Origin of the sequence: Microbispora sp. H10830 (genome assembly GCF_014161375.1) — a bacterium.
In the GTDB taxonomy this organism is placed as follows: Bacteria; Actinomycetota; Actinomycetes; order Streptosporangiales; family Streptosporangiaceae; genus Microbispora; species Microbispora catharanthi.
In genome coordinates this window covers 360281-386427 of sequence record NZ_JABBWX010000008.1, presented here as the reverse complement: position 1 = coordinate 386427, position 26147 = coordinate 360281, and the positions used below count along the sequence as shown (strand labels likewise).

Sequence of the window (26147 nt, the reverse complement as noted above, 5' to 3'; positions counted from 1 at the left end):
TGCCGAGAGCCGCTTATAAAAGTCAACGCTTATATAAGCGGCTCTCGGCAGACGGGTGTGACTAGAAGTGGCCGGCGAGGTCGGCGAGCAGCAGGCGCTTGGGCTTGGCGCCCCTGATCTGCTGGACGATCTCGCCGTCCCGGTAGAGGTTCAGCGTGGGAAAGCCCAGGACGTTGTAGCGCTGGGCGATCTCGGGGTGGTCGTCGGCATTGATCTTGGCCACGGTGAGGCGGTCGCCGTACTCGGCGGCGATCTCCTCCAGGATCGGGGCGATCATCTTGCAGGGCGGGCACCAGTCGGTCCAGAAGTCCACCAGCACGGGCTTGTCGCTGTGCAGCACCTGCTCGTCGAAGTTCTCCGCGGTCAGCGTGATCATGACTCTCCTCGTCGTGTCAGCAGGCAGCCGGGGCAGGCGTCGGCGAACTGGGCGGCCACCTCCGAGCGGCGGGCCAGCAGGTCGCGGATCTGCCGGTCGATCTCGGCGAGCTTGCGCCGGTAGACGGCGACAGACTCGGGGCAGGAGCCCCCGGACGGGTGTCCGGACCGCAGGCAGTCCACGAACGGGCGGGCGTCGTCCAGCGTGAAGCCGACCGACATCAGCTCGCGGATCTCGGTGACGATCCGGACGTCCGACTCGTCGTACTCGCGATATCCGTTCGCCGAGCGGCGCGACCGGATGAGCCCCCGCTGCTCGTAGTAGCGCAGCGCTCGGGGGCTCACTCCCGCACGCCGGGCCAGCTCGCCGATCCGCATCGGCCCTCCTCGGCTGTCCTGGGCACGACGGTAAAGCTTGACGTCGGTGACAAGGTCAAGCCCGGATTCAGAATTCCCGCCACCTCAGGACGTTCGGGTAGTCGATCTCCAGGCCCGCGACTTCCCGCAGCGCCTCGCCGGCCACCTCGGGCGTGAACTCGATACGCAGCACCGCCTCCAGGTCGGCCCTGGAACGGAACGTCATCCGCAGGTCCAGTTCCTCGCGCCGCCAGCCCTGCCGGGACCAGAAGCGTTCCACGGCCTCGGGAGAGTAGGACGGCAGCGATCGGCGGAACCAGCGGCCGAACGCCCCGCGTGAGGCGTCCACGTCCACCACGAAGGCCGCGCCGCCCCGGCGCAGCACCCGCCCCAGCTCGCGCAGGCCGGGCTCGCAGCCGGGCCCGAAGAAGTACGCCCACCGCGCGATCGCCACGTCGGCCGACGCGTCGGCGAGGGGCAGCGCCTGCGCGGTGCCCGTACGCACCGAGACGTTGGGCAGCGACGCGCAGCGGGCGGCGGCCTGGGCGGCCAGGCCGCCGTGCGGCTCGACGCCCACGACCCGCCCGGCGGACGCGGCGAGCGCGGACAGGTGGAAGCCGCTGCCGCAGCCGATCTCGACCACGGTCGCGCCGTCCCAGGGCCGTACGGCCCGCATCGCCGACTCGGCCGCGCCCGCGGGCCCCACGGCGAGGTTCTCCAGCTCGTAGATCTGGGGAGTGTTCCAGATGTTCGGACTGGGTACGGCCCCGCTCACGATCCGTGCCATGCGCCCCACATTAGTTCGCGACCTTGGGTAGTTGATTGTGGCGAAGCGGCGCACGGCGCGGGTGCGGCTTAGGCTGGATCCGTGAACGGGCGCAGGGAGCGAACGGACGGCCACGGCCACGGGACTGGAACGTGCCCGGGGGCCGCCAGGGGAGGCTGGCCTCATGAGTGACATCCGCGTGCCCAACGGCACGGTGGCGCTGTCGACGGCGTCGGTGTACCCGGAGCGTACGCCGGACGCCTTCGAACTGGCCGCCCGGCTCGGGTACGACGGCGTAGAGATCATGGTGGGACAGGACCCGGTCAGTCAGGACATCGAGGTCCTCCAACGGCTGCGCGACCACTACCAGATCCCGATCTTGGCCGTGCACGCGCCCTGCCTGCTGGTGACCCAGCGGGTATGGGGCCGCGACCCGTGGCTGAAGCTGCGCAGGGCCCGCGAGGCGGCCGAGCGGCTGGGCGCGCAGACCGTCGTCGTCCACCCGCCCTTCCGCTGGCAGCGCGACTACGCCAAGGAGTTCGAGAAGGGCCTGGCCCGGATGCGCGAGGAGACCGACGTCGTCTTCGCGGTGGAGAACATGTTCCCGCTGCGGGCCAGGGGCAATGAGGTCGTGCCGTACGCGCCGGACTGGAACCCCGTCGACTACGACTTCCCCGACGTGACGCTCGACCTGTCCCATACGGCGGTGTCCGGGTCCGACGCGATGGAGATGGCGACCAAACTGGGCGAGCGGCTGGCCCACCTGCACCTGGCGGACGGGGTGGGCACCACCAACAAGGACGAGCACCTGGTGCCCGGCCGGGGGTCGCAGCCCTGCGGGCCGATCCTGGAACGCCTGGCCGGCAACGGCTACCGGGGCCTGATCGTCCTGGAGATCAACACGCGCAAGGCCACCAGCCGCAGCGAGCGGATCGAGGACCTGACCGAGGCGCTCGCCTTCGCGAGGCTCCACTACGCCGCCTCGTCGACGGCCTCATGAACGAGCGGCTCGCGGACAGCCACCGGGTCTTCGACCGCGTCTCCCAGGAGTACGACGCGGCGAGGCCGCACTACCCGGAGGCCCTCTACGTCGCGCTGGAGACCCTGTCGGGGGTCCGGCTCGCCGGGGCGACCGTGATCGACGTCGGAGCGGGCACGGGCATCTCGACCCGGGGCCTGCTCGACCGCGGCGCCCGGGTCGTCGCCGTGGACCGCGGCGAGCGGATGCTGGCCCGCCTGCGCGCCCGTACGGAGTGCCCGGCCCTGCTGGCCGACGGGAACGATCTGCCCTTTCGCACGGGCGCGGCCGACCTCGTGACGTACGCCCAGTCGTGGCACTGGCTCGACCCGGCGCTGTCGGTGGCCGAGGCCGTACGCGTGACCGGGGACGGCGGCGCGGTCGCGGGCTGGTGGAACAGCGTGGACCCCGGCAAGGCGGACTGGCTGGCGGCCAACCAGGTGCGGCTCGCCGAGTCGTGCCCCGGCTACATCGGGCCCGTGCTGCCCGGGTGGAGCATGCCGCCGATCGCCGCGGCCATGTCCGACGCCGGCCTCGTTGTGGCGAAGACCTGGGTCGACTGGACCAGGTCGGTGCGGCTGGAGGACTTCCTGACCGACCTGCGCTCCCACTCGTACATGGCGAGGATGGAGGGCGACGTGGTGACGGAGCTGCTCGCCCGGGAGCGCGCCGAGCTCGGCCGCGTCTTTCCCGACGGGCGGCTGACCGTCCCCATGCGCGTGTATCTTGCGGTGGGCCGCAGGGGCTGAGCTGGAGCGGGGAGCGACGTGACGACGGAGGTGCCGGAGGTCTCGGGCGGCAGGCGGCGACCGGGGCGGCGGCCCGGCCGCCGTCCGGGCGCGGCCGACACCCGCGGGGAGATCCTGGCCGCGGCGCGCCGGGTCTTCGCGGAGAAGGGGTTCGACAAGGCGACGATCCGCGGCATCGCCCGGGAGGCCGGTGTCGATCCGGCTCTCGTCCATCACTACTTCGACAGCAAGGAGGGGATGTTCGTCGCGGCCATGCGGCTGCCGATGGAACCCTCGTCGGTGCTTCCCCTCATCCTGTCCGGGCCGCGTGAGGAGGTCGGCGAGCGCCTCGTCCGCTTCATCCTGACGATGACGGCGGACCCGGCGGCCAGGGAGCCGCTGCTGGGGCTGGTGCGGACGGCGATGGTGAACGAGCAGGCCGTCGGCATGGTCCGGGAGTTCTTCACGACGGCCGTCCTCGGCCGGGTGGCCGAGGCGCTGGACGTTCCGCCGCTGCGGATGGAGGCGGCCTTCGCGCAGTTGTTCGGCGTGGTGATGACGCGCTACATCCTCAGGTTCGAACCGATGGCCTCCGCCGACGTCGAGGAGATCGTCGCGCTGCTGGGCCCCACCATGCAGCGTTACCTGGCCGGATAGATTACGAGCGCCCCTCTCATACCCTCTTGTAGAGCTTTGTTCTAGTATCGTGCCGACGGCGGGAAACGCAGTGACAAGTGCCACTCGCCGAGCGTGACCCAGGATAAGTTACTCACCGGTACCATTCGGGAAGCGTAGGCGTTATCCACAGGGCGGGACTCCACCGCCCCCGCGAGGGCGCCGCGCTCCTACGCTGGCCGCCGACGTTCGATATGGGAGGGACTCGTGCTCTGGGTAGCGATTGTGGGCCTCGTCGCGACCGCCGTGGCGGTCGCACTGGCGGGCCGTCGCGTGCTGTTCCTCTACCGGCTCGCCACCAGCGGCCAGCCGGCCCCGGAGCGGATCGAGTACGCCAAGGAACACGCCGGCGCCGAGATCAAGGCCCAGCTGGTCGAGGTCTTCGGCCAGCGCAAGCTGCTGAAGTGGACCCCGTCCGGCACCGCCCACTTCTTCGTCATGTGGGCGTTCTTCATCCTGCTGACCGTCTACATCGAGGCGTACGGCGCGATCATCCAGGGTGCGATCACCGGGCACTCGGACTTCCACATCCCGCTCATCGGGACCTGGCCGGTGCTGGGCTTCCTGCAGGACTTCATCGCGGTCGCCTGTCTGCTCGGGCTGGTCGCGTTCACCGCCATCCGGATCAAGAACTCGCCGAAGAAGCTCGGGCGCGGCTCCCGTTTCTCCGGTTCTCACCTGGGCGGGGCCTGGCTGGTCCTGTTCATGATCTTCAACATCATCTGGACGCTGTTCCTCGCCCGGGGCTCCGCGGCCGCCAACGGCAACTTCCCCTATGACTCGGGTGCCTTCGCCAGCCTGGCCATCGGGAAGATCCTGCCGCACAGCGAGCTGCTCGAGCAGATCGCCCTCCTGCTGCACATCGGCCTCATGCTGGTGTTCCTGGTCATCGTGGTGAACAGCAAGCACCTGCACATCTTCACCGCGCCGCTGAACGTGCTGTTCTCCCGCCGCCCCGACGGGCTGGGCCCGGCCCAGCCGATGCGCAGCGACGGCAAGGTGCTCGACTTCGAGGAGGCCGACCCCGAGGTCGACGTGTTCGGCCGCGGCAAGATCACCGACACGACCTGGAAGGGCTTCCTCGACTTCTACACCTGCACCGAGTGCGGCCGCTGCCAGTCGCAGTGCCCGGCCTGGAACACCGACAAGCCGCTGTCGCCCAAGATGCTCATCCTCGACCAGCGCGACCACGCCTTCGCAGTCGCGCCGTACCTGCTGGCCGGGGAGAAGGAGAAGGAGAGCTTCTCCGAGGACGTGCTGGCCCTGCTCGACAAGCCGCTCGTCGGCGAGGACGGGGTCATCCACCCCGACGTCCTGTGGTCGTGCACCAACTGCGGCGCCTGCGTCGAGCAGTGCCCGGTCGACATCGAGCACATCGACCACATTCTCGACATGCGCCGCTACCAGGTGATGATCGAGTCGTCGTTCCCGTCCGAGGCGGGCGTGATGCTCAAGAACCTGGAGAACAAGGGCAACCCGTGGGGCATGTCCGAGATGAAGCGCGCCGAGTGGATCGAGGAACTGGACTTCGAGGTCCCGATCGTCGACGAGAAGATGCCCGAGGACGTCGAGTACCTGTTCTGGGTCGGCTGCGCCGGCGCGCTGGAGGACCGGGCCAAGAAGACCACCAAGGCCGTCGCGGAACTGCTGCACATCGCCGGGGTCAAGTTCGGCGTGCTCGGCCCGATGGAGGCGTGCACCGGCGACCCGGCCCGCCGCCTGGGCATGGAGTTCCTGTTCAACATGCTCGCCCAGCAGAACATCGAGACGCTCAACGAGGCCGGGGTCAAGAAGATCGTGGCCACCTGCCCCCACTGCTTCAACACCCTCGCCAACGAGTATCCGCAGCTCGGCGGCACCTATGAGGTCGTGCACCACACGCAGCTGCTGGCGCATCTGGTCGAGGAGGGCAGGCTCACCCCGATCACTCCGATCGAGGAGAAGATCACCTACCACGACCCGTGCTTCCTCGGGCGGCACAACAAGGTGTACGCCCAGCCGCGCGACATCATGGCCAAGGTGCCGGGCGTCCAGGCCCAGGAGATGCACCGCTGCAAGGAACGCGGATTCTGCTGCGGCGCCGGTGGCGCGCGCATGTGGATGGAGGAGCGCATCGGAAAGCGCATCAACACCGAGCGCGTGGACGAGGCGCTGACCACCGATCCCGATACCGTCTCCACCGCCTGCCCGTTCTGCCTCGTGATGCTCGGCGACGCGATCAACGAGAAGAAGAACGCCGGTCAGGCCAAGGAGTCGCTGGAGGTCGTGGACGTCGCCCAGCTCCTCATCAAATCCGTTAGAACCTCGGCAGGGGACCGTCGCCTTTAGGCGACCGGGGAATGCCGTCCCTGTCTGGTGTTTCCTCTGGGTTCATCGCGGATGCCTTTTCGCTGGTGGATTGGATGGACGTGCTTTCATGATCGTGTGACTGGCCAGGTGCGCGCCCCCCAGTGGGGCGTGTGACCTCGGGTGCAACGTGGTGCGGGGACCGCGGGCGGCCGTCCCGGCCGCGGGTCGGTCCGCGCCGATGACGCCGAGGGTCAGGGCCGGTGGTCGTTCTCCTCTCAGCAGGCCACGCTGCGGCGGTTGGACAAGGCGTTCGCGGCGTTCTTCACGCGGGTCCGTGAGGGGCGTAGGCCGGGGTTCCCGCGGTTTAAGGGGCGCGGGTGGTTCGACACGGTCGAGTGGCCCAAGGACGGCGATGGGTGCCGGTGGGATTCCCAGCCCGAGCGCCCGGCCGCGACCTACGTGCGGTTGCAGGGCATCGGGCATGTGTGGGTGCATCGGCACCGCCAAGTCCAGGGCCGGGTGAAGACGATCAGCGTCACGCGGGTGGGTTCCCGCTGGTATGTGGTGCTGTCCTGTGACGATGTGCTCGCCGAGCCGCTTCCGCGGACGGGTGCGGCCGTGGGCCTGGACATGGGAGTGGCGTCGCTGGCCACGACCAGTGACGGCGATCACCTGGACAACCCGCGCCACCTAGCCTCCTCCGCCGGCCGTATGGCGGCGGCCCAGCGGGCTCTCACCCGGAAGAAGCGGGGGTCTAATCGGCGTCGTAAGGCGGTGGCGCGGGTGGCGGCGCTGCACGCGAAGGTGCGCAGGCAGCGCCTGGACTACGCGCACAAGCAGGCGCTCACGCTGGTCCGCGGCTATGACGTGATCGTGCATGAGGACCTGCGGATCGTGAACATGACCCGCTCGGCTTCGGGCACGATCGAACAACCTGGGCGGAACGTCGCGGCCAAGTCGGGGCTGAACCGGAGCATCCTGGACGCGGGTTGGGGGGTGTTCCTGCGTGTGCTCGCGCACAAGGCTGAAAGTGCCGGTCGTGAGGTGATCGCGGTGAACCCCGCCAACACATCCCGCACCTGCTCGCGTTGCGGGCACTGCGCGAAGGAGAACCGCCTCACCCAAGCCCAGTTCCGATGTCAGGCGTGCGGCCACGAGGCGCACGCCGACGTGAACGCGGCCAAGAACATTCTCAGGGCAGGGCTTGCCCTTCGCGACGCTGCGGAAGCGGCTTAGCGAGAAGCCGCTCCCTTCAGGGAGCGGAGGAGTCATCAAGCAGGGGTAAAGCAATCTTTGCCGCGATCGTGAACTATTTGTGGAAATCACTAGTCAAGGCGATGGAATGAACCGTGTTTCACAGAAGAGTGACAAAGGCTTTCTCCACATAACAGGAAAATCACGGTAACCTCAACGTTGGCTCAATCGACGGGGAGGGGGCTGGACGGTGGGTGTGGTCGTCATCGACGCGGAGGTCACCCTGGCGGACGTCCTCTCCCTGCGTCTGTCCATCGCCGAGCCGCTGGGGGACGGCACCCACCTGGTGCTGCGGCGACGGGGCACGGGTGAGGAACGGCGGGTGGCGCTCGGCGCCTCCGGCGGGCGTACGAGGGACGCCAGCATCGCGGTCTCCCTCGCGCCCCTCGACCTCGATCCCGGGCGCTGGGACACCTACCTCGAACAGGACGGCGTCCGCGCCCGCATCCAGAGCGCCGATCCCGGGTTCTCGCTCGACCGCCTCGACGCGTACGCGCTGGGCCGCCGGACGCTGGCCTACCGGGCCTACCGCACGCGCAACGGATTCCTGGCCCTGAAGATAGATCCGGCGGAGCCGGTCGCCGACGTCCGCGCGGTGTGGTTCCGCGAGGGGCGGTTCGAGGTGACCGGGTTGCTGGCCTACACCGGCCTGGACGACGACGACCAGCACCGCCACGCCACGCTCGCGCTGCGTCACAGCGATCCGGGTCACAGCGATTCGGGCCACAGCGATTCGGGCCACAGCGATCCGGGCCACAGCGATCCGGGCCACAGCGATTCGGGCCACAACGATCCGGACCACGACGATTCGGACCACGACGATTCGGCCGCGACCGTGCGGGTCGCCGCCACCGTCCAGGGCGTCCGGTTCCACGCCGCGCTCTCGCTGTGCGACGTGCTGGCCGCCACCCCCGACTCGCAGGGCTCCTGGGAGCCCTACCTGGAGGTGGACGGCGTCGACCGCGCGCTGCCGCTGGGCGCCAGGCTCGACGACGTCGAGGGCAAACGCCGCCGCGTCCACTATCCCCACGCGCTCGTGGACGGCGTGCCGATCCGGCCCAGCTTCACTCAAGGCGACGAGCTGCTCCTGGAGGTGGGAGCGTGAGGATCGCGTTCCTGCTCCCCTCGGCGTACGGCATGCGCGGTGACGTGCGGGCGATGCTGAACCTCGCAGGAGGGCTGGCCGCACGGCACGAGGTGGAGGTGGTGAGCGTCCGGCGCACCAGGGAGACGCCGTTCTTCCCGGTCGACCGCCAGGTGACGCTGCGCTGGCTCGTGGACGCCCGGCCGGGTGTCCATCACCTGCTGCCCCGGGGACAGGTGCGCACCGAGGTGGCGCTCTGGCGGATGCTGCGCGGTCTGCACGCCGACGTGCTGATCACCACCCGGCCGTCGCTGAGCGTGCAGGCCGCCAGGTATGCCCCGCGAGACGTCGTCCGCATCGCCAGGGAGTGGGGCAGGCCGTCGGTGCCCGGCCCGGTGCGCCGGTTCTATCCCCGCCTCGACGCCGTGGTGGCGAGCACCGCCGGCCGCCGGGACGAGTGGGTGCGGCTGCTCGACGACGACCTGTCGGTCCACGTCATCCCCGACGCCCTGCCCGGGACGCCCTGGCCGCGCTCCCGCATGGACAACCGGATCGTCAGCGCCGGGGGCAGGCTGGTGTCCGGCAAGTCGTACGATCGGCTCGTGCGGGCCTTCGCGATCGTCGCCGACAAGCGGCCCGACTGGCGGCTGCGGTTGTACGGCGGGGGCCCGGAGGAGCGGCGGCTGCGCGCCCTCGTCCGCGACCTCGACCTGCACAACCACGTGTATTTCATGGGCACCACGCCCGACCTGCCCGGCGAGTTCGCCAAGGCGTCCATCGTCGCGGTGCCGTCGCGGCACGAGGTGCTGGGCATGACCGTCATCGAGGCGCTGAGCTGCGGGGTGCCGGTCGTGGGCTTCGCCGGATCCCGCGGGCCCGCCGAGTTCCTCCGTCCGGGCCGCGACAGCGTGCTGGTCCAGGAGGGGGAGGGCGGCGACGCCGAGTCGCTCGCCTGCGCGCTGCTCACCCTCGTCGACGACGAACGCCGCCGCATGAAGCTGGCGGCCGGGGCGCTGGAGACCGCGTCCGCCCACGCCGCGCCGGCCGTCGCGGTCCGCTGGGAGGAGCTCATGTACGGCCTGCGCTCCCGCTCCTGACGAGCGTCGGCGGACGAATGCCCCGTGCTGGATCGGTTCCGGCCCTCAATCGGATGCGGCCGAGACCAGAGCACGAGCCGCGCTCCGGAGAGCCGGAATGTGAGTAGGGGTTACTCATGTACCGACGGTGAGGTGCGAGACAGGATGCGATCACGGGAGCCGGGAGTGCCCCCGCCCGCGATCCGTCCCTCACTCTCTCCTGGAGGAAGACATGCTCACACATTCCGGCAGGCTCGTGGCGATAACCGCATCGGGGTGCCTGGCGATGTCGGTGCTCGGGGTCACGGGGGCCGCCGCCGAGACGGCGTTCGCCCCTGACACCTGCGCCAGCGGGTACGTCTGGCGCGGCGCAGGGCCCAGCGACCACGTCTGCGTGGACCCGTCCGTACGCGACCGTACGCGGTCGGAGAACGCCTCCGGCATCTGGCACGCGTGCACGACCGGGTTCGTCTGGCGGGAGGCATACGCCGGTGACTACCGGTGCGTGGTCCCCAGCTCCCGCACCCAGGCGCGGCGCGACAACGACAGTGCGGTCCGCAGGCTGGCCTGGGTCATCATGGTGAAGCGCACCCACGCCGGCAGCGGGCCCTCCTGCGACGGTGAAAGCTGCTCCACCACCAACGAGGGGCCATACCAGACCGTGGCCGTCCGCGGCTACTACCTGACGCCGGGTATCCAGGTCACCGTCCAGGTCAAGCGCGCCTCGGATGACCGGGTGCTGTGGCAGGGCCGTACTACGGCGCAGGCGGGGGGCAACGGACCGGCGGGCAGTTACTCGGTCGACACAGGGCGGGTGCTGTGCGGTGGCAGCTCGTTCGCGCCGCCGCTCACCGCGTATGTGATGGTGCGCGGTGACGGCGGGCAGTGGTCGCCACGCGTGCCGATCGCCTGGCGGTCCTGCGGACTGGTGTGATCAGGGCTCTGGGCGCGCGGACGATGCTCACAATTCCCGGCCCGTGTGGACTGCCGGCCGTGTTGCGCGCCGCTCCTGCGCGGAGGCATCGGCGCCCGGTTGCGGCGGGTGATCACCGAGCCCACCATCTGGCGCGAGCCGGCCTGGACCGTCACGCGGATCCTCGCCGACCTGCCGCTCGCGGTCCTTGCCGTGACGGTGGTCGCCGGCTTTTCCTCTGTCAGGGCGGCAATCAGCGACTACGGATGAGTCGGTGCTATCCCTCCGGCCCGTCCAGGAGGGCGGCGAGGGCGGTGCGATCGTTGACGCCTGTCTTGTCGTAGACGGCGTACAGCGTGTTGGCGACGGTGCGGACGGACACGACGAGCCGCTCGGCGATCTCGCGGTTCGTCAGCCCTTGGGCGGCCAGCACGGCGATCTCGCGCTGCCTCGGCGTCAGACCGGGGACGTCGAGGTCCATCAGCGCGAGCGTACGGGCGCCCTGGCAGCGCTGGGAGAGCCGCCAGGCCCGCGTTTCCGCCGTCCGCGTGCCGCGCCACAGCCCGGACTCGCGGTGGCGGGCGGCTGCCTGCGCCGCCGCCTCGGCCGCGTAGAGCAGCAGGCCGAGCCGTTCGAAGCCTTCCGAGACCGCGTCGAGCTCCCCGCCGTCGCGGGCGGCGGCATGCCGCGCGAAAAGGGCGACCAACGGACTCTCCACGTCGAGCGCGGCGAGCCGTGCGGAAACGAGGTCAGGACGGCCCAGCCTGACGACGTCGTGCAGCGCGAACGGCGCGTCGCACGGCAACGCGCTCTCGGCGGCCTCCAGGCAGATCTCGACAGCCCCGGCGACGTCGCCGCGCCCGGCCAGGGTCCATGCCTTGGCGAAGCGGAGGGGCAGGACGACGTACGGGCCGATCGGCATACCCGTGGCCTCCGCGCGCGCCAGGGCCTCCTCGGCCGCGGCGGCGTCACCGAGCAGCGCGTACGCGTGCGCGAGCTCGCCCAGGCAGGCTCCGGCCAGCACGCTGCGGGCGGGCAGCCGCACGACGGTGTCGCGGGCCCAGGCGAGGGCGTCGGTGAGCCGGCCGCGCAGCCGCAGCACGCGGGCCTTCGCTGCGCCGAACTCCAGGATCGCCCGCGTCCAGCTGCCGAACTGGCCCCCCAGGCCGTATCCCTCGTCGGCGAGCCGCTCGGCGGCGTCCAGGTCACCGAGCAGCAGCGCGGCGTTCGTGGCGTGCCCGGTCAGAGCGGCGGACAGGCTGCGCATGGCGTCGGGTTCCTTCGCGAGCCGGGCGCCGGCCTCCTTCACGCGGGCCAGGCATTCCGTGGCCCGGCCCCGCGCCAGCAGGACGGCCACCTCGGCCCCGTCGATCATGCGTTCGCCGTGCGGGCTGAGCGGGCCCATGTCCCGCGTGCGCGCCAGCAGGTCCTCCGCGGCGGCGATGTCGCCGGTGAGGGTGGCCAGGACGGCCCGCATGATGAAGGTGCCCTGCCGTCCGTCGACACTGCGGGCCAGCCGGGTGGTCTCTTCCAGGACGGCTCGTGCCCGCGGAACGTCCCCGAGCCCGACGGTCAGGTTCAGTGCGCGCTGCACGCCGAGGTCGATCCGGGCCGTCTCGCTCATCTCCACCGCCCAGGCGGTGGCGTACATCTCCTCGGCCTCGGCGTGCCGGTCGGTGTAGAACAGCACGGTGCCGAGCGCGGCCAGCGCGGGCCTTCCGCCGCCGGCTGCCACGGCCGCGCGTCCAAGCCGTACGGCCAGCTCCAGGTCGCGGATGACCCTGGCGCGCTCGCAACCGGCCAGCAGTAGCCCGGGATCGCCGGTCATGCCGCCGTCCAGCCGCCAGACCGCCACCCTGAGCACGTCCTCGCGCCGTCGTAGCCCGGCCTCGGTGACCGCCTGAGCCAGCCGGCGCGTCACCGTGCGGGCGCGCAGCACGCCACAACCGTCCCTGATGACCTCGCCGTAGAGGGGGTGCGCGAGCCGTACCTGGAGCCGTCGGCCGTCCCGCTGCACGGTGACGAGCTGCCGGTCCTCCAGGTGTTGGACGGCGTCGAGGGACCCGAGGACGGCCAGCAGGTCGGCGCCGAGCGGCTCGCCGTAGGCCAGGAGCTCCAGCGCCTCCCGCTCATGCGCGGTCAGTTCGCCGATGCGGCCGGCGATGGTCTCGCGCAGCGTAGGCGTGATCGTCAGCGGTCCGCGCCAGCGCCACACGTCCCCATCCTCGGTGAGGATCCCGGACAGTACGAGCTCGTGCAGGTAGAGCGCGTTGCCCTGGCTGGCGCGCCACAGCCTGGCCACGGTCGCGGCCTCCACCCGGCCGCCCATGGCGGCCTCCAGGACGGCCGCGGTCTCCTCCAGGGAGAACGGCTCCAGCTCCAGCCGCGGCACCAGGCCGTCCTTCCACAACGCGTGCACCGCGTCCGGCGCCGGTGTCCGGCTGCGCAGCGTCGCGATCACGCGGGTGCCGCCGCTCGTCACGAGGTGGTGGACGAGCGCGGCCGAGGCGGGGTCGAGCAGGTGGGCGTCGTCCACCACCAGCACCGGCGCGCGCAGCGCGACGGCGGCCCAGCCCAGCGGGTTGCCGGTGGGCGGTGTGGCGGGCAGCAGCGGGGCGAAGGCGCCGAGGGGGAGTTCTCTCGCGGCCGCGGTGGCCCGCACCCACGCGACCCGTTCGAGATCGTGGACGGCCTGCGCCACCAGGCGGCTCTTGCCCGTCCCCGGCGGGCCGGCGACGACCATGCCCTGCCCGGCCGACCTGATCGCCGCCAGGTGCGCTGTACGCCCGATGAACGGCCAGGAGGCTGCCACGGCGAAAGCGTATTTGAGTAGGCCGTGCTCATGCGAGGGCGAATTCCGTGCGCCAGGCTGGGCCCATGATCCTGACACCGGCCACCGATCTGACGGACCTGGTCCGCGAGAGCCTCGGCGATCCTCTGGCGGAGATCGCGGAGCAGCACGTCGAGCCCTTCCACGCCGGTTCCGGGGCGCTGTCGACGGCCTCGCTCCATCGCGTGCGCGGCACGACGACCAGCGGCGTGAACTGGTCGTTCTTCGTCAAGTCGATCCATGCGATCAAGCACTCGGCCTGGTTCGAGAAAATGCCCGAGGAGATGCGGGCCGACGCGCTGGCGCAGTTCCCCTGGCGGGCCGACGCGGACGCCTACCTCGCCCGTCGCCCGCTTCCCGACGGGCTGCGGCTGCCCCGCATATACCGGTTGGACGACCTGGGGGACGACCGGCTCGTCATGTGGCTGGAGGACGTACCGGTCGCACCCGCCACGTGGGATCTGGACCGCTACCGCGCCGCCGCCCGCCTGCTCGGCGATCTGGCCGCCGCACGGCCCGTGGCAGGCCGGTCCTCGACGCCGCGCGATCCGCTGAACCGTGGACTCCACTGGTTCTGCGCGGGTCCGGTCGCCAACCTGTTCCTGCCGATCCTGCGGGACCCGGCGACGTGGCGCCACCCTCTCGTCGCCCGGTACGCCGACCCCCTGCTCCAGGCCGACCTGCTCGCCCTCGCCGACCGGATCGGCCCGCTGCTCGACGCGCTCGACCGCCTCCCGCACACCCTCGTCCACGGCGACGCCGGCCCCATGAACCTGCTGATCCCCTCCGACGGCTCGGCCGAGTTCGTGGCCGTCGACTGGAGCTGGCCGTACCCGGCGGCCGTGGGCTTCGACCTCGGCCAGCTCCTGGTCGGCCGGGCGCACACCGGCGAACTCGACCCCGCCGACCTGCCCGCCGTCCACGAGGCGATCGAGGCCGCGTACGCCGCCGCGACGGCCGGGATCGCGGACCCCTGCGAGGTCTCCTTCGGCTACGTCGCCGCGCTCGTGCTGCGCAGCGCGTGGACCGCGATCCCCCTCGAGTTCCTTGACCATGAGCCCACCCCCGAGCTGTACGACCTGTTCCGCAAACGGGTCGCACTCGCCCGATTCATCGTCGACCTGGGGCGGTCGTCTCGCCTCTGCGGCGGATGCTGACCACCAGGGCGGGCTCAGGCCCGAACGGGCCCCGGGGCCGCCAAGAAACCGAGATCCCGGAAATGAGTAGGCCCTACTCATGAGGAATCCGCTCGTCACACCCACTCTGGATCACATGAAAGAGGAAAAGATCATGTCCTTCGCGGAAATCCGCCGTGCCCTTGCCGTCGCCTCGACCGCGATCGCCGGCCTCGCCCTCACCGGAACGGGTGTCGCCCACGCCGAAACCACCTACTACGAGATCGTCGCCGACCACAGTGGCAGGTGCTTGGACGTTCAGGACGCCAGTCGCGCCCACGGCGCCAACGTCCTGCAGGCGTACTGCGTGAACGGAAAGAACCAGCAGTGGCGCCTCGTGCCAGCCGACAGCGGCTACTTCAAGCTCGTCGCCCGGCACAGCGGCAAGTGCCTGGACGTACAGGACGCCAGCCGCTTCCACGGCGCCAACGTCCTGCAGGCGACCTGCTGGTCCCCGGGTTACAACCAGCAGTGGAAGATGCGGACGATGCCCGGACCGAAATGGCGCGGCACCGGCACCCCCTTCGAGCTGATCGCCCGGCACAGCGGCAAGTGCCTGGACGTACAGGACGCCAGCCGCGCCCACGGCGCCAACGTCCTGCAGGCGAACTGCCGGGGCAGCTCCAACCAGATCTGGCGTCTCCGAACCCCGTAAGCGTCAGTTCTCGGCCCGCCGATACCGTAGCGCCGGTTCCCCACAGGCCACAGGCCTCCGAGAGGCGGTCTCATCGCCACCATGGAGACGCCATGCGGGGCTGGTGCAGTGGGCGCTCGCCGGGCTGAATCAGTCGCCGGGCTTGCCGAGGTACGCGGCGGCGGCGGCGACGGAGTCGTGGATCGGCAGCTCCGTGTCGAGGCCGGTGATCCTGAGCATCCGGGCGAAGCGTCCGTGGGCGCCGCTGAGCGCCAGGCGCCCGCCGGCCGCCCTGACGGCGGTCAGGGCTCCCATGAGGACGCTCAGCCCGGTCGAGTCGCAGAACTTGAGCCCGTCGGCGTCGATCACGATCCGGGGCGGCGTGCGCAGCCCGACGGCCTCGGCCAGACAGGCGCGCAGCGAGTGGGCGGAGCCCAGGTCCAGGTCGCCGAACATCCGGATGACGACGACGTCCTCGTCCAGGACGGTGAGCATGGAGAAGGTGTCGGGCTGTCCGTGCCTTCCCGGTTCCACTCGCGCTCGCCCCTGCTCACCTGGCCCTGCCGTCCGGCCGTCGCCTCACGACCCGCCGGAGCTGCTGTCCGTCAATGATTGCACATGGCAAATGATGCCCGGGCCAGACCGTCAGGGCCGTTCCCTGCGGACGAGCAGCATGGCGGCGTCGTCCGGGACGGGCCCGCCGACGTGCAGGACCAGGTCGCGTTCCAGCAGGTCGAGGGCGTCCTGCGGGTCGCCCGCCCGCAGCAGGCGGGGCGCCCGGTCCTCCAGGGGATAGAAGGATCCACCCCGGTCGCGTGCCTCGCACACGCCGTCGGTGTAGAAGAGGATCTGGTCGCCCTCGCGGAACGCGCATCCGTACGGCTCGGGGCCGGTGGGGGCGAGCGCGACCAGGCCGAGCGGCGGCGCCTCCTCACGTGGTTCGAGCCGCTGGACACGGCCGTCGCACGTGAGCAGCAGAGGCGGCGGGTGGCCGTAGTTGAGCAGCGAGATCTCGCCCTCGCGCACCTCCGCGAGCACGGCGGTGACGAACTTCTCCCCGCCGAGCCGCCGCGCGAGATGGTCCTCCAGACGCCGGCCGACATCGGCGAGCGCCGGCTCGTCGTAGGCGGCCTCCCGGAAGGCGCCGACCACCGAGGCCGCCGTCTCCACCGCGTCCAGGCCCTTGCCCTGCACGTCGCCGACGATCAGCCGGACGCCGTCCGGCCCCCTGGCGATGTCGTACAGGTCCCCGCCGATGCGTGCCTCCACGGCGGCGGAGGTGTAGGACAGGGCGATGCGCAGGTCGCCCGCGCGGCGGGGCAGCGGGGGCAGCAGCACGCGCTGGACCGTCTCGGCGACGAGACGGACGTCCGCGAGCTTGCGCTCGCCCTCGGCCCGGAGCCGGCACGCCAGCATGGCGGCCGTGGTGACCCCGACGATCGCGACCAGCGTGATGGTGATCTGCGGACGGCCGAGCAGTTCGTCGTGATAGGCCAGCGGCACGGACAGGACGAGCGCGACCAGCCCGGCCAGCGCCGTGTGGCGCACGCCGCCCGTCACGGCGGCCAGCGCGGGTCCGAGGGTCAGCAACGGCAGCAGGCCCAGGGACGGCCCGGCGAGCAGGTCGAGCACGACTACCGTCGCCATGGCGGCGAACGGCAGCGTGCGGAGGACAGCCTGGGTTCCCATCCGCGACTCCAGCGCCGCTACGAACCGGTTCATGGATGCATTCCCGGCATCGCCCGCCCTACCCGCCGTATCGGGACCGCGACGCTGGATACCGGTTACGGGTATCGTTGAAGGATGCACGGCTACAGCGCGGACAAGCAGGCCTACCTCACCCGTCTGCGCCGGATCGAGGGACAGATCCGGGGGCTGCAGCGGATGGTGGACGAGGAGGCCTACTGCATCGACATCCTCACGCAGGTCTCGGCGGCCACCCGCGCCCTCCAGGCGGTGGCGCTCGGCCTGCTGGAGGACCACATCGCCCACTGCGTCGCCGACGCCGTCAAGAGCGGAGGCCCGGAGGCCGGCGAGAAGGTGAAGGAGGCCTCGGCGGCCATCGCCCGGCTCGTCAGGTCGTGACGCCTGTTCGCCATCACCTGTTCGTGACGGCCTGCCGATGATCACCCGTCCGGGCGGCCGGACGGATCATCGCGGTTGAGCAACCGTCCCGGGCCCACCATATGCCCGGGACGGTCCGTGCTCTCAGTGCCTTCAGCGGCTCGCCGAAGTCCGCAATCCGAGCGCGTTGTCGAGCTCTTCCAAGGTCAGTCGGTTCTCCGTGATGTTCACGGCCTCCAGCACCTCGGCGTAGAGCGCGATTTCGTCCAACGCGACACGGTCGTGGACCCGAGAGTCCAGGTCGTCGTGCCCCACCGCGTCGTCCTTCCTTCCGCAGCCCACACCCATCACGAGGTTACGTCCGGGTACCCTGCCGCGACATGGCCCATCGTGACCATTCCGACCCGCACCCCTCGTCCCTCCGGGACCATTTCCCCGATACCGAGATCACAATTCGATGAAAAAGACGGTGATGCGGGGAAGGGATTGCTAAAGCGGAGGTAAGGACGAAATATCCGAATTGGATGTTTCGAACAGCCAACCGCCGGACTCGTCCAGGTCAGGCTTGCGCCGCTCCGCCGCCTCCTGCGGGCGCGGGTCGTCCCGCTGGTGGATCAGGCACTTCACGACCGCGGAGCATACCGCGAAGCCCTCGGGCGGCGCGGGCGTGCCGGTCAGGGCGCACCAGGCCAGGCCGGTCGCGTACGCGGAGCCGAGCAGGGCGGCGGCCGTCTCCCGGTCGGGCGGGACCAGCCCCGGCGGCAGCTCGCCGCCGGCCGGCCAGCAGCCCCGCAGCGGGTGGGTGGGCTCGGCGAGCGCGAGATAGAGGGCCTGCCGGAGTTCGTCGTCCATCCACGGATAGAGCGCGGTGACCACCTGCGCGGTGCGCGAGCTGCCCGGCGCCGCCCAGGCGGGCTCGGACACGCCGCACACGCTCGACACGTCGGCGGCGAGCAGCGCGGCCGCCACGGCCCGCGGATCCATCCCGCGTGCGGCCGTGTAGCCCAGGGCCTCGATCAGGTCGTACAGGGTGTGCCGGAAGTGCTCGCCCGGCGCCCATTCGGGGAGCGTGGCCGGGACGAGGTGCGGCGGGCAGCGCGACAGCCAGGCCTGCCGTACGGCGCCGCCGGGCATGGCGTGCTGGTCCAGCCAGGGGCTGCCGAGCAGCGGCTCGGCCATCGCGATCAGCGCGTCGGCGCGCGGCCGGAACCGGGGGTCGGCGCGCAGCACGGTGGCGGTCTCGGCCATCAGCCCGGCCAGGCGCAGCCCCGCCTCCCGCGCGCCGGAGCGCATCCGCTCGGCGTAGAGGGCCACGAGCGCGTCGAGCGAGCCCATGGGCAGCCAGCGCACCCAGTCGTCCCCGGGCAGCGGCCGGGCCAGGAACTCGCCGAACATCGACAGCATGACCTCGTTGCCGTCGAAGGCGGGCGCGTAGGCGCACCACATGATCGTGCCCCACACCGCGGCCACCGTCGCGGCCACGTCGCGGGCGAAGATCTGCTGGTAGACGCTGCCGCCGAGGGGGAAGTCCTCCCGGCGCAGCCCGCGGTGGGCGAGCAGCAGCGCGCGGAGCCGTTCGGTGATCTCGTGCGGGACGTCCGGGCCGACGAACCCCTGGGTGGACCCGCGGTCGTACGCGAAGTCGGGGCCCGCGGGGATCAGGGCGGGCGGGATCACCGCGCCCGGCGGGCTCGGCCGTGCGCCGGAGCGGACGGCCGGATGCAGCGGGGGAGCCGACAGGTGCCAGCGGCCGTCGACGCGGTCGAGGCGATACCAGCGGGCGTGCGCGCCGAACAGCCACCGGGCGCCGTCCGGAGTGACCAGCGCCCGCTGAGCCAGGGTGTGCGCCCGGGTGACGGGGGGAAGCAACGTCCACCGAGGGTCGCCGACGACGGCGCGCACGTCGCGCTCCATCGTGGTGAACCCGTCCCAGTACACGCGGCAGTGACCTCCGTCCTCCGGAGAGGACGGCTTCTCGCTTATCCCGGTTGACGCAGCCGGAGCAGGCCGATGCCCCTCCGGGGCACACGAATGCCGGGACGAACTCCGGCGGTCCCCTCGCTGGATCCGATGGTAGCTCGCCGGTCCCGGAGGCGGCGGGAGCGCCCGGCGCGGCGGAAGCCGTCTGTGAAAGTTTCACGCGTCGGGAGGCATTGAGCAGCACATATGCGTATTTCTTCGGGTTGGTGGGTATCCCGGGGGGTGCCGGCCACTTGGCATGTGCTGCCGTGGCGTATTCCATAGGTGCTCGTGACGGAGATCCAGCAGGCCGGGACCGCCCGCGAGCGGGGCGCGGACGAGGCATCGGAGAAGATGGCGCCCGTGGACAGCTCTGGCGGGACGGCGACCGGTGAGCAGACGGGGCCGCACTCGGGCCGGAGACGCTGGGCGACGTGGTGGCTCGTCCACTCGCCCGACCGCACGGCCCTGCTCATCTGGTTCTTCTGGCAGGTCGCTTCCTACATCTACCTGATCCTCGCGGCGCCGGGCCGTACGGAGGACGCGATCCTCGACCGGTTCAACCGGTATGACTCCTACAACTTCATGGACATCGCGAAGTACGGCTACGACGGCCGGCCGGACGATCCGGACGCGCCGCGGCTCGTCGCGTTCTTCCCGGGTCTGCCGCTGCTGCTGCGCTCCCTGCACGTGTTCATCCCGGACCTGAGGCTCGCCCTCGTCCTGATCTCGCTCGTCGCGAGCGCCGTCGTGGCGGTGGCGCTGTCGCGGCTGAGCGAGTCGTACCGGGAGGGCAGCGGCCCCTGGGCCGTGCTGGCGTTCTTCCTCAGCCCGTTCGCGGTGTTCCTGCTCGCCGGTTACACGGAGGGGCTGTTCCTCGCGCTGGCCATCCCCGCCTGGCTGCTGGCCCGCCGGGGCCGGTGGGAGTACGCCGCCGTCTGCGCCGCCTTCGCGTCGTCCATCCGCGTCTCCGGGCTCTTCCTCGCCCTCGGTCTGGTCGTGCAGTTCCTCGTCTCGCGCGACGGGCTGCGTGCCCCGAAGGGATGGCGGAACGCGCCGTGGCTGGTGCTGCCGGGCGTGCCGGTGCTGGCCTACATGATCTACCTCTGGCATCGCACCGGCGACCTGATGGCCTGGAAGGCGGCGGAGGCGCAGTACTGGGGCCGCTATCCCGAGGCGCCCTGGAACGTGTTCATCGACACCTGGCACAGGTCGCTCAACGAGCCCGTCCTGGCGACGTCGTACCGCGAGGAGATCCTGTCGGCGCTCGTGCTGGTCCTGCTGATCATCGCACGGCTGGTCCGGCGCAACTGGCCCGACGTCGCCTACCTGGCGCCGCAGGCGGTGGCGCTGCTGGCGATGTCGTCGTTCTACATGTCGGTGGGCCGGGCGTCGCTGCTGTGGTGGCCGCTCTACATCTCGGTCGGCGTCGTCGGCAGCCGAAGGCCCTGGGTCATGATGGCTTACCTCGCGGTCGCCGCGCCGGTGTGGGCAATCAATGTCGGAAATTTCACCACAGGCGCCTGGATCGGTTGATCCACCTCTGACTAGCTTCTCCACGTATGGGGGCATTTGTCACGGGAGTGGCGGTTGTTGCGGTTGTGGTGGCCGGTCTTCCACCGGCGGCCGACACCTACCGGGTGAACGTCCTCACCTACAACGTCTGCGCGGCGGGCAACAGCGCCGGCACCTGCGTACGCGACCTCACTCCCGAGCACCGCAGGACCTGGGCCGGTCAGGTCTCCGCGCTGATCCGGTCGAGGGACGTGGACGTCGCCTCGTTCACCGAGATGTGCTATGCCCAGGTGGGCCTGCTCCGGCGTGAGCTGCCCGGCTACCGCCTGGTCTGGTACGGCTACGCCAAGGGCGGCGGGCCGGGCCGGGAGGACCGGTGCCGCACGTTGTGGAGCGACCTCACCCCGGACACGGCCCCGCCCGACGGCAAGACCTTCGGCATGGCGCTGGCGCTGAAGAACGGTGCGGACGGCCCGCCGCTGCGGAGGCTGCTGCGCACCGACCACGCCCCGGCCGTGCCGGGTGAGACGATCCACCCGCGCGGCCTGCTGTGCGCCACCGGCCGGGTCGGCCCGCGCCGCTCGGTCTGCTGCGTGACCCACATCTCCGACACCGAGACCCCGCGGCAGGTCACCGGACTGGTGTCGACGTACGCCGGGAACGCCCCGGTGATCCTCACCGGCGACTTCAACCGCGAACCCGGTCACGACCAGCTGACCGACGTGTACGGCATGGGCCTGGGCGAGGGCGGCTACACCGAGGTCGACGCCACGTCGTGCGGGGTCGCGCGCCGGGGCGGCGAGCCCACCACGCGCGGCGGCCGGAAGATCGACTACATCTTCGCGACCGAGGCCGACTACCGTCCGGGCGGAGCCGAGGTCGTCAGGACCGACCCGGAGCTGTCCGACCACATGGCACTGGCCGGCACGCTCATCGGGACCGAACCGAGGCCGCGGCGTGACGGCGGGCCTTGGCGAGGTAGTTGTCCGGCGTGCGCGCGAAGGAGGCGCGGTCGTCGTCGGTGAGCTCGCGGACGACCTTCCCCGGCACGCCCGCGACCAGCACGCCCGCCGGGATGCGGCGGCCGGGCGGCACGACGGCCCCGGCCGCGATCAGGGACCCGGCCCCGACGACCGCCCCGCCGAGCACGACCGCCCCGATGCCCACGAGGGCGCCGGTCTCGATGTGCGCGCCGTGCACCATCGCCCGGTGACCGAGACTCACCCGGTCCTCCAGGATCGCGGGCTCACGGGGATCGGCGTGCAGGCAGCACAGGTCCTGGATGTTGACCTCGGCGCCGACCTCGATGCGCTCGTCGTCGCCGCGCAGCACAGAGCCGTACCAGACGTTCGCGCCGCGTCCGAGCCGCACCCTCCCGACGACCACCGCCCCTGGGGCCACCCATGCCTCGGGATGGATGATCGGTGTGGCGTCGTCGTCCAGGTCGGCGATGTACGGCATGGGGCCATGATCCCACGAGCCCCGCGCCGGGGCCCGATGCGGCGTCCGTTCCGCCGGCCGCTCGAGGCGTTCAGGTTGCGATGTGCGACGGATAGCAGGAAAGTCGTGTCCTGGCTGCGTTACCGTCGTTATCTCCAACCCCAGGGTTTCTCATGACGAATCAGACCGACAACTTCCCCGACCTGATGAGTGACGACTCCTTCGAAGTCGTGATGCGTGGGTACAGCCGCAGGCAGGTCCACGACTACATGGTCCGGACCCGCAACCAGATCCGGGACCTGGAGGAACGGCTCGCTCGCACGATCGACCAGGCGGAGCAGAGCCGCCTGGAGCTGGCCGAGGCGCGGCGGAGGATGACGGAGTCGCCGCAGAACCCCGACGAGCTGGGGGAGCGGCTCAGCCAGATACTCAAGCTGGCGCAGGAGGAGGCGGCGGCCAACAAGGAGGCGTCCGAGGCGGAGGCCAGGAGGCTGCGCGAGACCTCGGCGGCCGAGGCCGAACGGCTGGTGACGTCGGCGCGTGAGCAGGCCGACGCGATCAGGGCCGCCGCCCAGGAGGAGGCCGAGCGCCGCGTCGCCGACGCCACCGCCACGTCGGAGCGGCTGCTTGCGCAGGCGGGCGCGGACGCGGAGGGGACGCTGGGCGCGGCCCGCGCGGAGGCGGATGAGACCCTGCGCTCCGCCCGCGCGGAGGGGGAGCGGCAGCTCACGGCCGCCCGGATGGAGGCGGAGCGGCTGCTCGTCGAGGCGCGCGGGCAGGCCGAGGCCATGCTGGCGGCGGCGCAGCAGCGGGTGAACGCGCTGGACGAGCACACCGGCCGCCGGGTGGCCTACCTCACCGACACCCACACGGAGGTCGTGCGCCGGCTCAACGAGATCGGCTCGGTGCTCGGCGACCTCATGCACCGCGAGACCGCGGCCGGCCCGCTGATCGACGAGGCCGCCGTGCTGCCGCCCGCGCCGCAGGTGCACGCCATCGCCGCGGGCGCGCCGGACCAGGGGCACGACCACTCGTACGAGCAGCGGCACGAGCTGGTCGAGGACCCGCGGCAGGCCCTGGAGGCCGCGCCGTCCGGGCACGAGGCGAATGACGCCGCCACCGGTCAGGGGCCGACGGACGGCGACGAGGAGGACGCGGTCCTGATCGTGGACGACGGACGCCACGAGAACGGTCACGACGTGAGGCCGTCGCCCGAGGACACCGACGTCAACCTCGGCCGTGTGCGGCGTGCCCTGCCGGACGGGGAGTCGGTCGCCAACAAGTGAGCGGGAGGCGAGCCCGTCCGTGCCGGTGACCGCCTGGTTGTGTGACCGCGTGGTTGTGTGACGGAGCGTGTGAGGACTGGTAGCGGAAGCCCCCGCCCCCGATCGGGTCGGGGGCTTCCGCGCTCATGGATCGGCGGCGCCGGCCTCCTGCTCGCGCAACAGCTCACGCAGTCCGTCGGGCTCGTCGGCGTCGATGGTCATCGCGCATCCCGCCGCCCGCTGCGCCGAGGTGAGCGGGTGGTGCCGGGTCGCCCACCACCGGCCCGCGTCACTCCGCCAGATCGTCCACTCCGGAAACTCCCGGGCGATCTCGGCGAGGCGTCGGTCCAAGGACATCCGTACACCTTCCCTCGCCGCATGCCCGGGTGTTCTTGACGTCTCCTCCTCAAGGTGCGGGACATCTCTAGAGAAATCAATGATCGGGATGGTCAGGTCAACGTTGCCTCTTGACCTAGGCGTCGAAGTCGTACTGGAGTACATACGACGCCGCGTCCAGGATCATCTCGTTGACCTCGACCGGCACGCCCCCTTCGGCGAAGGCCACCCGGGTGACGGAGATCACCGGCGTGCCGGCCGGAAGGCTCAGCGACTCGGCCTCCCCGGGCAGCGGCATCCGCGCCCGCACCTCCTCGCTGAAGTGGACGGGAGCCCGGCCGAGCTCGCCCAGCCGGGCGTACACCCCGCCCGGACCGGTGTCGGGCAGGACGACCGCCGTGCCCTCCACGAGATCGGCGGGAAAGTGGGAGGCCGCGAGCTGCACCGGACGGCCGTCCACCGAGTAGCGGCGGCGGCGCACCCACACCTCGCCGGTGCCGAGCACGCGGGCGACCTGCTCGCTCGCCGGCTCGCGCAGGATGGTCACCTCGTCCACGACGTACGACCGGCCCCGGGTGTCGGAGTCCCAGATGGCCAGGCCCTGGGCCCACTGCTCCCGGGAGAGCCGGCGGGACCCGTGGCGGCGGATGGGGCGGAACAGCCGCACATAGACGCCCGATCCCCGCTTCGGCACGGCGAGCCCTTCGTTGATCAGCACGGCGAGCGCCTGCCGTGCGGTGGCCCGTGCGACGCCGTGCTCCTTCATGAGCGCGTTCTCGCCCGGTAGCCGGTCGCCGTCACCGAGTGCTCCGGACAGGATCTGATCGCGCAGCCTGTCGGCGATGCGGCGATAGATCGGGGACTCGTGATGCACCGACGGGGATTCCGTCACGTTTGATCACCCTCTGTCACCAACGGGGGTTTGGCGTCTCCAGAGAACTTGCCCCGTCTTGTCCACGATCGCACAGAGTCTTGGGTGCGTCTTGTGCTTACTTTTGGCTGATCGTGCCGGTGTGGCGATCTATGGGGGTTATAGCCGTCCGCATCCGTGGAACGGTCCCTTCCGGTATTGCCGACACCGGGAACGCTCTGTCATCACGACCACGACAAGATCGGATATTTCGGTACATAATGCGGTGACGAAGGAGTTGCCGATGGTTCTCAGCCGTGCCGAATGCCAGGACCTCGACGCCAAGGACCCGCTCGGGGAGTTCAGGGACGAGTTCTCGCTGCCTTCCGGGGTCGTCTACCTGCTGGGCAACTCGCTCGGCGCGCTACCGAGGCGTACGCCGGAACGCGTGGCCCACACGGTCGAGACCGAGTGGGGGGTGCATCTCGGGGCGAGCTGGAACACGGCCGGCTGGTGGGACATGCCGCAGAGCACCGGCGACCGCATCGCGCCCCTCATCGGCGCGCGTCCCGGCGACGTGCTGGCGGGCGACTCCACCTCGGTGAACATCTTCAAGGTGGTCACGGCCGCCCTCCCGCTGCGGCCCGGCCGCCGCGTGATCGTCTCCGACCTCGACAACTTCCCCACCGACCGGTACGTCGTGGAGGGCGCCGCCCGGGCGCTCGGCGCGTACGAGATCCGGGACATCGGCGAGACCGGCCCTTCGCTGGAGGACGCCCTCGGCGAGGACGTCGCGCTCGTGCTGCTGTCGCACGTGGACTACCGGACCGGCGCGGCCAGGGACATGCCGGCGGTGACGCGACTGGTCCGGGCGGCCGGGGCGCTCATGGTCTGGGACCTGTGCCACAGCGCCGGGGCGCTGCCCGTGCGGGTGGGCGAGGCGGACTTCGCCGTCGGCTGCACCTACAAGTACCTGAACGGCGGGCCCGGGGCCCCCGCCTACCTGTACGTCGCGCCGCGCCACCAGGACGCCGTCCACAACGTGCTGTCGGGCTGGCACGGCCACGCCGCGCCCTTCGACTTCGAACCGCACTACCGCCCCGCCCCCGGTGTGCGCCGCTTCGCCACGGGCAGCCCGCCGATCCTGTCGTACGCCGCGCTGAACGCGTCTCTCGACATCTGGGAGCGGGTGGACCTGGACGAGGTCAGAGCCAAGAGCGTGGCCCTGACCTCGCTGTTCATCGACCTGCTCGACGATCTCGTCGACCCGGGGCTCGGGCTGACCCTGGCCACCCCGCGCGACCCGGAGCGGCGGGGAAGCCAGGTCAGCTACCTTCACCCGCAGGGCTACCCCGTGGTGCGCGCGCTCGCGGACCGGGGGGTGGTGGGCGACTACCGCGAGCCGGACTTCGTCCGTTTCGGCTTCGCCCCGCTGTACCTGCGCCATGTCGACGTGCACGACGCGGCGACTGCGCTGGCCGAGGTGCTCCGCGAGGAGCTGTGGCGGGACGAGCGCTACGCGCGGCGGCTCACCGTCACCTGAC

27 protein-coding genes are annotated in these 26147 nt (G+C 71.1%); 16 read left to right on the top strand and 11 right to left on the bottom strand.

Going from position 1 to position 26147, the window contains the following annotated elements; genetic code table 11:
• Positions 1–61: 61 nt before the first annotated feature.
• The 3 genes from trxA to HHX35_RS22425 form a co-directional block, all read right to left on the bottom strand.
• The gene (gene trxA / locus HHX35_RS22435; RefSeq protein ID WP_030512307.1) at positions 62–376 is read right to left on the bottom strand and encodes a thioredoxin; all 315 of its coding nucleotides are present in this window, start codon (positions 374–376) and stop codon (positions 62–64) included.
• Entirely contained in the window at positions 373–753 is a 381-nt protein-coding gene (locus tag HHX35_RS22430; RefSeq protein ID WP_182900678.1) for a MerR family transcriptional regulator, read from the bottom strand. Before HHX35_RS22430 ends, trxA begins: the two co-directional genes overlap by 4 nt.
• 67 nt (positions 754–820) lie before the next feature.
• Complete coding sequence (locus HHX35_RS22425; protein ID WP_182900677.1) at positions 821–1519, bottom strand: class I SAM-dependent methyltransferase; 699 nt, start codon at positions 1517–1519, stop codon at positions 821–823.
• 163 nt (positions 1520–1682) lie between these two features.
• Between HHX35_RS22425 and HHX35_RS22420 the strand changes: the two genes are divergently transcribed.
• From HHX35_RS22420 to HHX35_RS22375, 9 genes are all read left to right on the top strand, one after another.
• Positions 1683–2498, top strand: coding sequence for a sugar phosphate isomerase/epimerase (locus tag HHX35_RS22420; RefSeq protein WP_182900676.1), 816 nt, complete (start codon positions 1683–1685; stop codon positions 2496–2498).
• The gene (locus HHX35_RS22415) at positions 2495–3265 is read left to right on the top strand and encodes a class I SAM-dependent methyltransferase (protein WP_182900675.1); all 771 of its coding nucleotides are present in this window, start codon (positions 2495–2497) and stop codon (positions 3263–3265) included. The genes HHX35_RS22420 and HHX35_RS22415 overlap by 4 nt, the downstream gene beginning before the upstream one ends.
• A gap of 18 nt (positions 3266–3283) precedes the next feature.
• On the top strand, positions 3284–3901 hold the full coding sequence (locus HHX35_RS22410) for a TetR family transcriptional regulator (RefSeq protein WP_310739225.1): 618 nt from the start codon (positions 3284–3286) through the stop codon (positions 3899–3901).
• A 225-nt stretch (positions 3902–4126) separates the two neighbouring features.
• Complete coding sequence (locus tag HHX35_RS22405; protein WP_182900674.1) at positions 4127–6247, top strand: (Fe-S)-binding protein; 2121 nt, start codon at positions 4127–4129, stop codon at positions 6245–6247.
• A 141-nt stretch (positions 6248–6388) separates the two neighbouring features.
• Positions 6389–7444 (top strand): transposase, encoded by a 1056-nt coding sequence (locus HHX35_RS22400; RefSeq protein ID WP_310739223.1) that lies wholly within the window; start codon positions 6389–6391, stop codon positions 7442–7444.
• Positions 7445–7652: 208 nt separating this feature from the next.
• Positions 7653–8567 carry a hypothetical protein gene (locus HHX35_RS43665; RefSeq protein ID WP_310739222.1) on the top strand — a complete coding sequence of 305 codons (915 nt, stop codon included), beginning with the start codon at positions 7653–7655 and terminating at the stop codon, positions 8565–8567.
• A complete protein-coding gene (locus tag HHX35_RS22385; protein ID WP_182900673.1) occupies positions 8564–9643 on the top strand; it encodes a glycosyltransferase in 1080 nt (359 codons plus the stop codon). The genes HHX35_RS43665 and HHX35_RS22385 overlap by 4 nt, the downstream gene beginning before the upstream one ends.
• A 211-nt stretch (positions 9644–9854) precedes the next feature.
• Positions 9855–10556 carry a hypothetical protein gene (locus HHX35_RS22380; protein ID WP_182900672.1) on the top strand — a complete coding sequence of 234 codons (702 nt, stop codon included), beginning with the start codon at positions 9855–9857 and terminating at the stop codon, positions 10554–10556.
• Positions 10557–10664: 108 nt separating this feature from the next.
• Positions 10665–10805 carry a hypothetical protein gene (locus tag HHX35_RS22375; RefSeq protein ID WP_182900671.1) on the top strand — a complete coding sequence of 47 codons (141 nt, stop codon included), beginning with the start codon at positions 10665–10667 and terminating at the stop codon, positions 10803–10805.
• 7 nt (positions 10806–10812) lie between these two features.
• On the opposite strand, the gene HHX35_RS44710 is transcribed toward HHX35_RS22375, so the two are convergent.
• Positions 10813–13347: a LuxR C-terminal-related transcriptional regulator gene (locus HHX35_RS44710; RefSeq protein ID WP_182900670.1), complete on the bottom strand. Its 2535-nt coding sequence runs from the start codon at positions 13345–13347 to the stop codon at positions 10813–10815.
• A 65-nt stretch (positions 13348–13412) separates the two neighbouring features.
• On the opposite strand from HHX35_RS44710, the gene HHX35_RS22365 reads away from it, so the two are divergent.
• Both HHX35_RS22365 and HHX35_RS22360 read left to right on the top strand, forming a co-directional pair.
• Positions 13413–14522 carry a phosphotransferase gene (locus HHX35_RS22365; RefSeq protein ID WP_182900669.1) on the top strand — a complete coding sequence of 370 codons (1110 nt, stop codon included), beginning with the start codon at positions 13413–13415 and terminating at the stop codon, positions 14520–14522.
• A 133-nt stretch (positions 14523–14655) separates the two neighbouring features.
• On the top strand, positions 14656–15195 hold the full coding sequence (locus tag HHX35_RS22360; RefSeq protein ID WP_182900668.1) for an RICIN domain-containing protein: 540 nt from the start codon (positions 14656–14658) through the stop codon (positions 15193–15195).
• Between the two features lie 129 nt (positions 15196–15324).
• Here HHX35_RS22360 and HHX35_RS22355 read toward each other — a convergent pair whose 3' ends face one another.
• Both HHX35_RS22355 and HHX35_RS22350 read right to left on the bottom strand, forming a co-directional pair.
• Positions 15325–15708 (bottom strand): STAS domain-containing protein, encoded by a 384-nt coding sequence (locus HHX35_RS22355; protein ID WP_182900667.1) that lies wholly within the window; start codon positions 15706–15708, stop codon positions 15325–15327.
• A gap of 111 nt (positions 15709–15819) precedes the next feature.
• Positions 15820–16896 (bottom strand): PP2C family protein-serine/threonine phosphatase, encoded by a 1077-nt coding sequence (locus HHX35_RS22350; RefSeq protein WP_220505721.1) that lies wholly within the window; start codon positions 16894–16896, stop codon positions 15820–15822.
• An 81-nt stretch (positions 16897–16977) separates the two neighbouring features.
• On the opposite strand from HHX35_RS22350, the gene HHX35_RS22345 reads away from it, so the two are divergent.
• Complete coding sequence (locus tag HHX35_RS22345; RefSeq protein WP_182900666.1) at positions 16978–17259, top strand: metal-sensitive transcriptional regulator; 282 nt, start codon at positions 16978–16980, stop codon at positions 17257–17259.
• A gap of 132 nt (positions 17260–17391) precedes the next feature.
• On the opposite strand, the gene HHX35_RS22340 is transcribed toward HHX35_RS22345, so the two are convergent.
• Together HHX35_RS22340 and HHX35_RS22335 are read right to left on the bottom strand one after the other, a co-directional pair.
• Positions 17392–17553 (bottom strand): hypothetical protein, encoded by a 162-nt coding sequence (locus HHX35_RS22340; RefSeq protein ID WP_167538777.1) that lies wholly within the window; start codon positions 17551–17553, stop codon positions 17392–17394.
• A gap of 174 nt (positions 17554–17727) precedes the next feature.
• Entirely contained in the window at positions 17728–19176 is a 1449-nt protein-coding gene (locus HHX35_RS22335) for a hypothetical protein (RefSeq protein WP_182900665.1), read from the bottom strand.
• Between the two features lie 312 nt (positions 19177–19488).
• On the opposite strand from HHX35_RS22335, the gene HHX35_RS22330 reads away from it, so the two are divergent.
• Complete coding sequence (locus HHX35_RS22330; protein ID WP_182900664.1) at positions 19489–20733, top strand: mannosyltransferase family protein; 1245 nt, start codon at positions 19489–19491, stop codon at positions 20731–20733.
• Between the two features lie 26 nt (positions 20734–20759).
• Complete coding sequence (locus HHX35_RS22325) at positions 20760–21737, top strand: endonuclease/exonuclease/phosphatase family protein (protein ID WP_182900663.1); 978 nt, start codon at positions 20760–20762, stop codon at positions 21735–21737.
• On the opposite strand, the gene HHX35_RS22320 is transcribed toward HHX35_RS22325, so the two are convergent.
• On the bottom strand, positions 21643–22173 hold the full coding sequence (locus HHX35_RS22320; RefSeq protein WP_142565268.1) for a gamma carbonic anhydrase family protein: 531 nt from the start codon (positions 22171–22173) through the stop codon (positions 21643–21645). The genes HHX35_RS22325 and HHX35_RS22320 overlap by 95 nt on opposite strands.
• A gap of 152 nt (positions 22174–22325) precedes the next feature.
• On the opposite strand from HHX35_RS22320, the gene HHX35_RS22315 reads away from it, so the two are divergent.
• Positions 22326–23438 carry a hypothetical protein gene (locus tag HHX35_RS22315; RefSeq protein ID WP_182900662.1) on the top strand — a complete coding sequence of 371 codons (1113 nt, stop codon included), beginning with the start codon at positions 22326–22328 and terminating at the stop codon, positions 23436–23438.
• Positions 23439–23561: 123 nt separating this feature from the next.
• Here the strand turns inward: HHX35_RS22315 and HHX35_RS22310 are convergent, their stop codons facing one another.
• Both HHX35_RS22310 and HHX35_RS22305 read right to left on the bottom strand, forming a co-directional pair.
• Entirely contained in the window at positions 23562–23774 is a 213-nt protein-coding gene (locus HHX35_RS22310; protein WP_182900661.1) for a hypothetical protein, read from the bottom strand.
• A gap of 115 nt (positions 23775–23889) precedes the next feature.
• Positions 23890–24645 carry a GntR family transcriptional regulator gene (locus tag HHX35_RS22305; protein WP_182900660.1) on the bottom strand — a complete coding sequence of 252 codons (756 nt, stop codon included), beginning with the start codon at positions 24643–24645 and terminating at the stop codon, positions 23890–23892.
• 262 nt (positions 24646–24907) lie between these two features.
• On the opposite strand from HHX35_RS22305, the gene kynU reads away from it, so the two are divergent.
• The gene (gene kynU, locus HHX35_RS22300; protein WP_182900659.1) at positions 24908–26146 is read left to right on the top strand and encodes a kynureninase; all 1239 of its coding nucleotides are present in this window, start codon (positions 24908–24910) and stop codon (positions 26144–26146) included.
• Position 26147 lies beyond the last annotated feature (1 nt).

Bases quoted from the DNA above. Each gene is read 5' to 3' on its own strand.
- HHX35_RS22310 (WP_182900661.1), bottom strand. From the start codon at position 23,774: ATGTCCTTGGACCGACGCCTCGCCGAGATCGCCCGGGAGTTTCCGGAG.
- HHX35_RS22315 (WP_182900662.1), top strand. From the start codon at position 22,326: ATGACGAATCAGACCGACAACTTCCCCGACCTGATGAGTGACGACTCC.
- HHX35_RS22325 (WP_182900663.1), top strand. From the start codon at position 20,760: ATGGGGGCATTTGTCACGGGAGTGGCGGTTGTTGCGGTTGTGGTGGCC.
- HHX35_RS22320 (WP_142565268.1), bottom strand. From the start codon at position 22,173: ATGCCGTACATCGCCGACCTGGACGACGACGCCACACCGATCATCCAT.
- HHX35_RS22380 (WP_182900672.1), top strand. From the start codon at position 9,855: ATGCTCACACATTCCGGCAGGCTCGTGGCGATAACCGCATCGGGGTGC.
- kynU (WP_182900659.1), top strand. From the start codon at position 24,908: ATGGTTCTCAGCCGTGCCGAATGCCAGGACCTCGACGCCAAGGACCCG.
- HHX35_RS22360 (WP_182900668.1), top strand. From the start codon at position 14,656: ATGTCCTTCGCGGAAATCCGCCGTGCCCTTGCCGTCGCCTCGACCGCG.
- HHX35_RS22420 (WP_182900676.1), top strand. From the start codon at position 1,683: ATGAGTGACATCCGCGTGCCCAACGGCACGGTGGCGCTGTCGACGGCG.
- HHX35_RS22425 (WP_182900677.1), bottom strand. From the start codon at position 1,519: ATGGCACGGATCGTGAGCGGGGCCGTACCCAGTCCGAACATCTGGAAC.
- HHX35_RS22365 (WP_182900669.1), top strand. From the start codon at position 13,413: ATGATCCTGACACCGGCCACCGATCTGACGGACCTGGTCCGCGAGAGC.
- trxA (WP_030512307.1), bottom strand. From the start codon at position 376: ATGATCACGCTGACCGCGGAGAACTTCGACGAGCAGGTGCTGCACAGC.
- HHX35_RS22350 (WP_220505721.1), bottom strand. From the start codon at position 16,896: ATGAACCGGTTCGTAGCGGCGCTGGAGTCGCGGATGGGAACCCAGGCT.
- HHX35_RS22345 (WP_182900666.1), top strand. From the start codon at position 16,978: ATGCACGGCTACAGCGCGGACAAGCAGGCCTACCTCACCCGTCTGCGC.
- HHX35_RS22430 (WP_182900678.1), bottom strand. From the start codon at position 753: ATGCGGATCGGCGAGCTGGCCCGGCGTGCGGGAGTGAGCCCCCGAGCG.
- HHX35_RS22415 (WP_182900675.1), top strand. From the start codon at position 2,495: ATGAACGAGCGGCTCGCGGACAGCCACCGGGTCTTCGACCGCGTCTCC.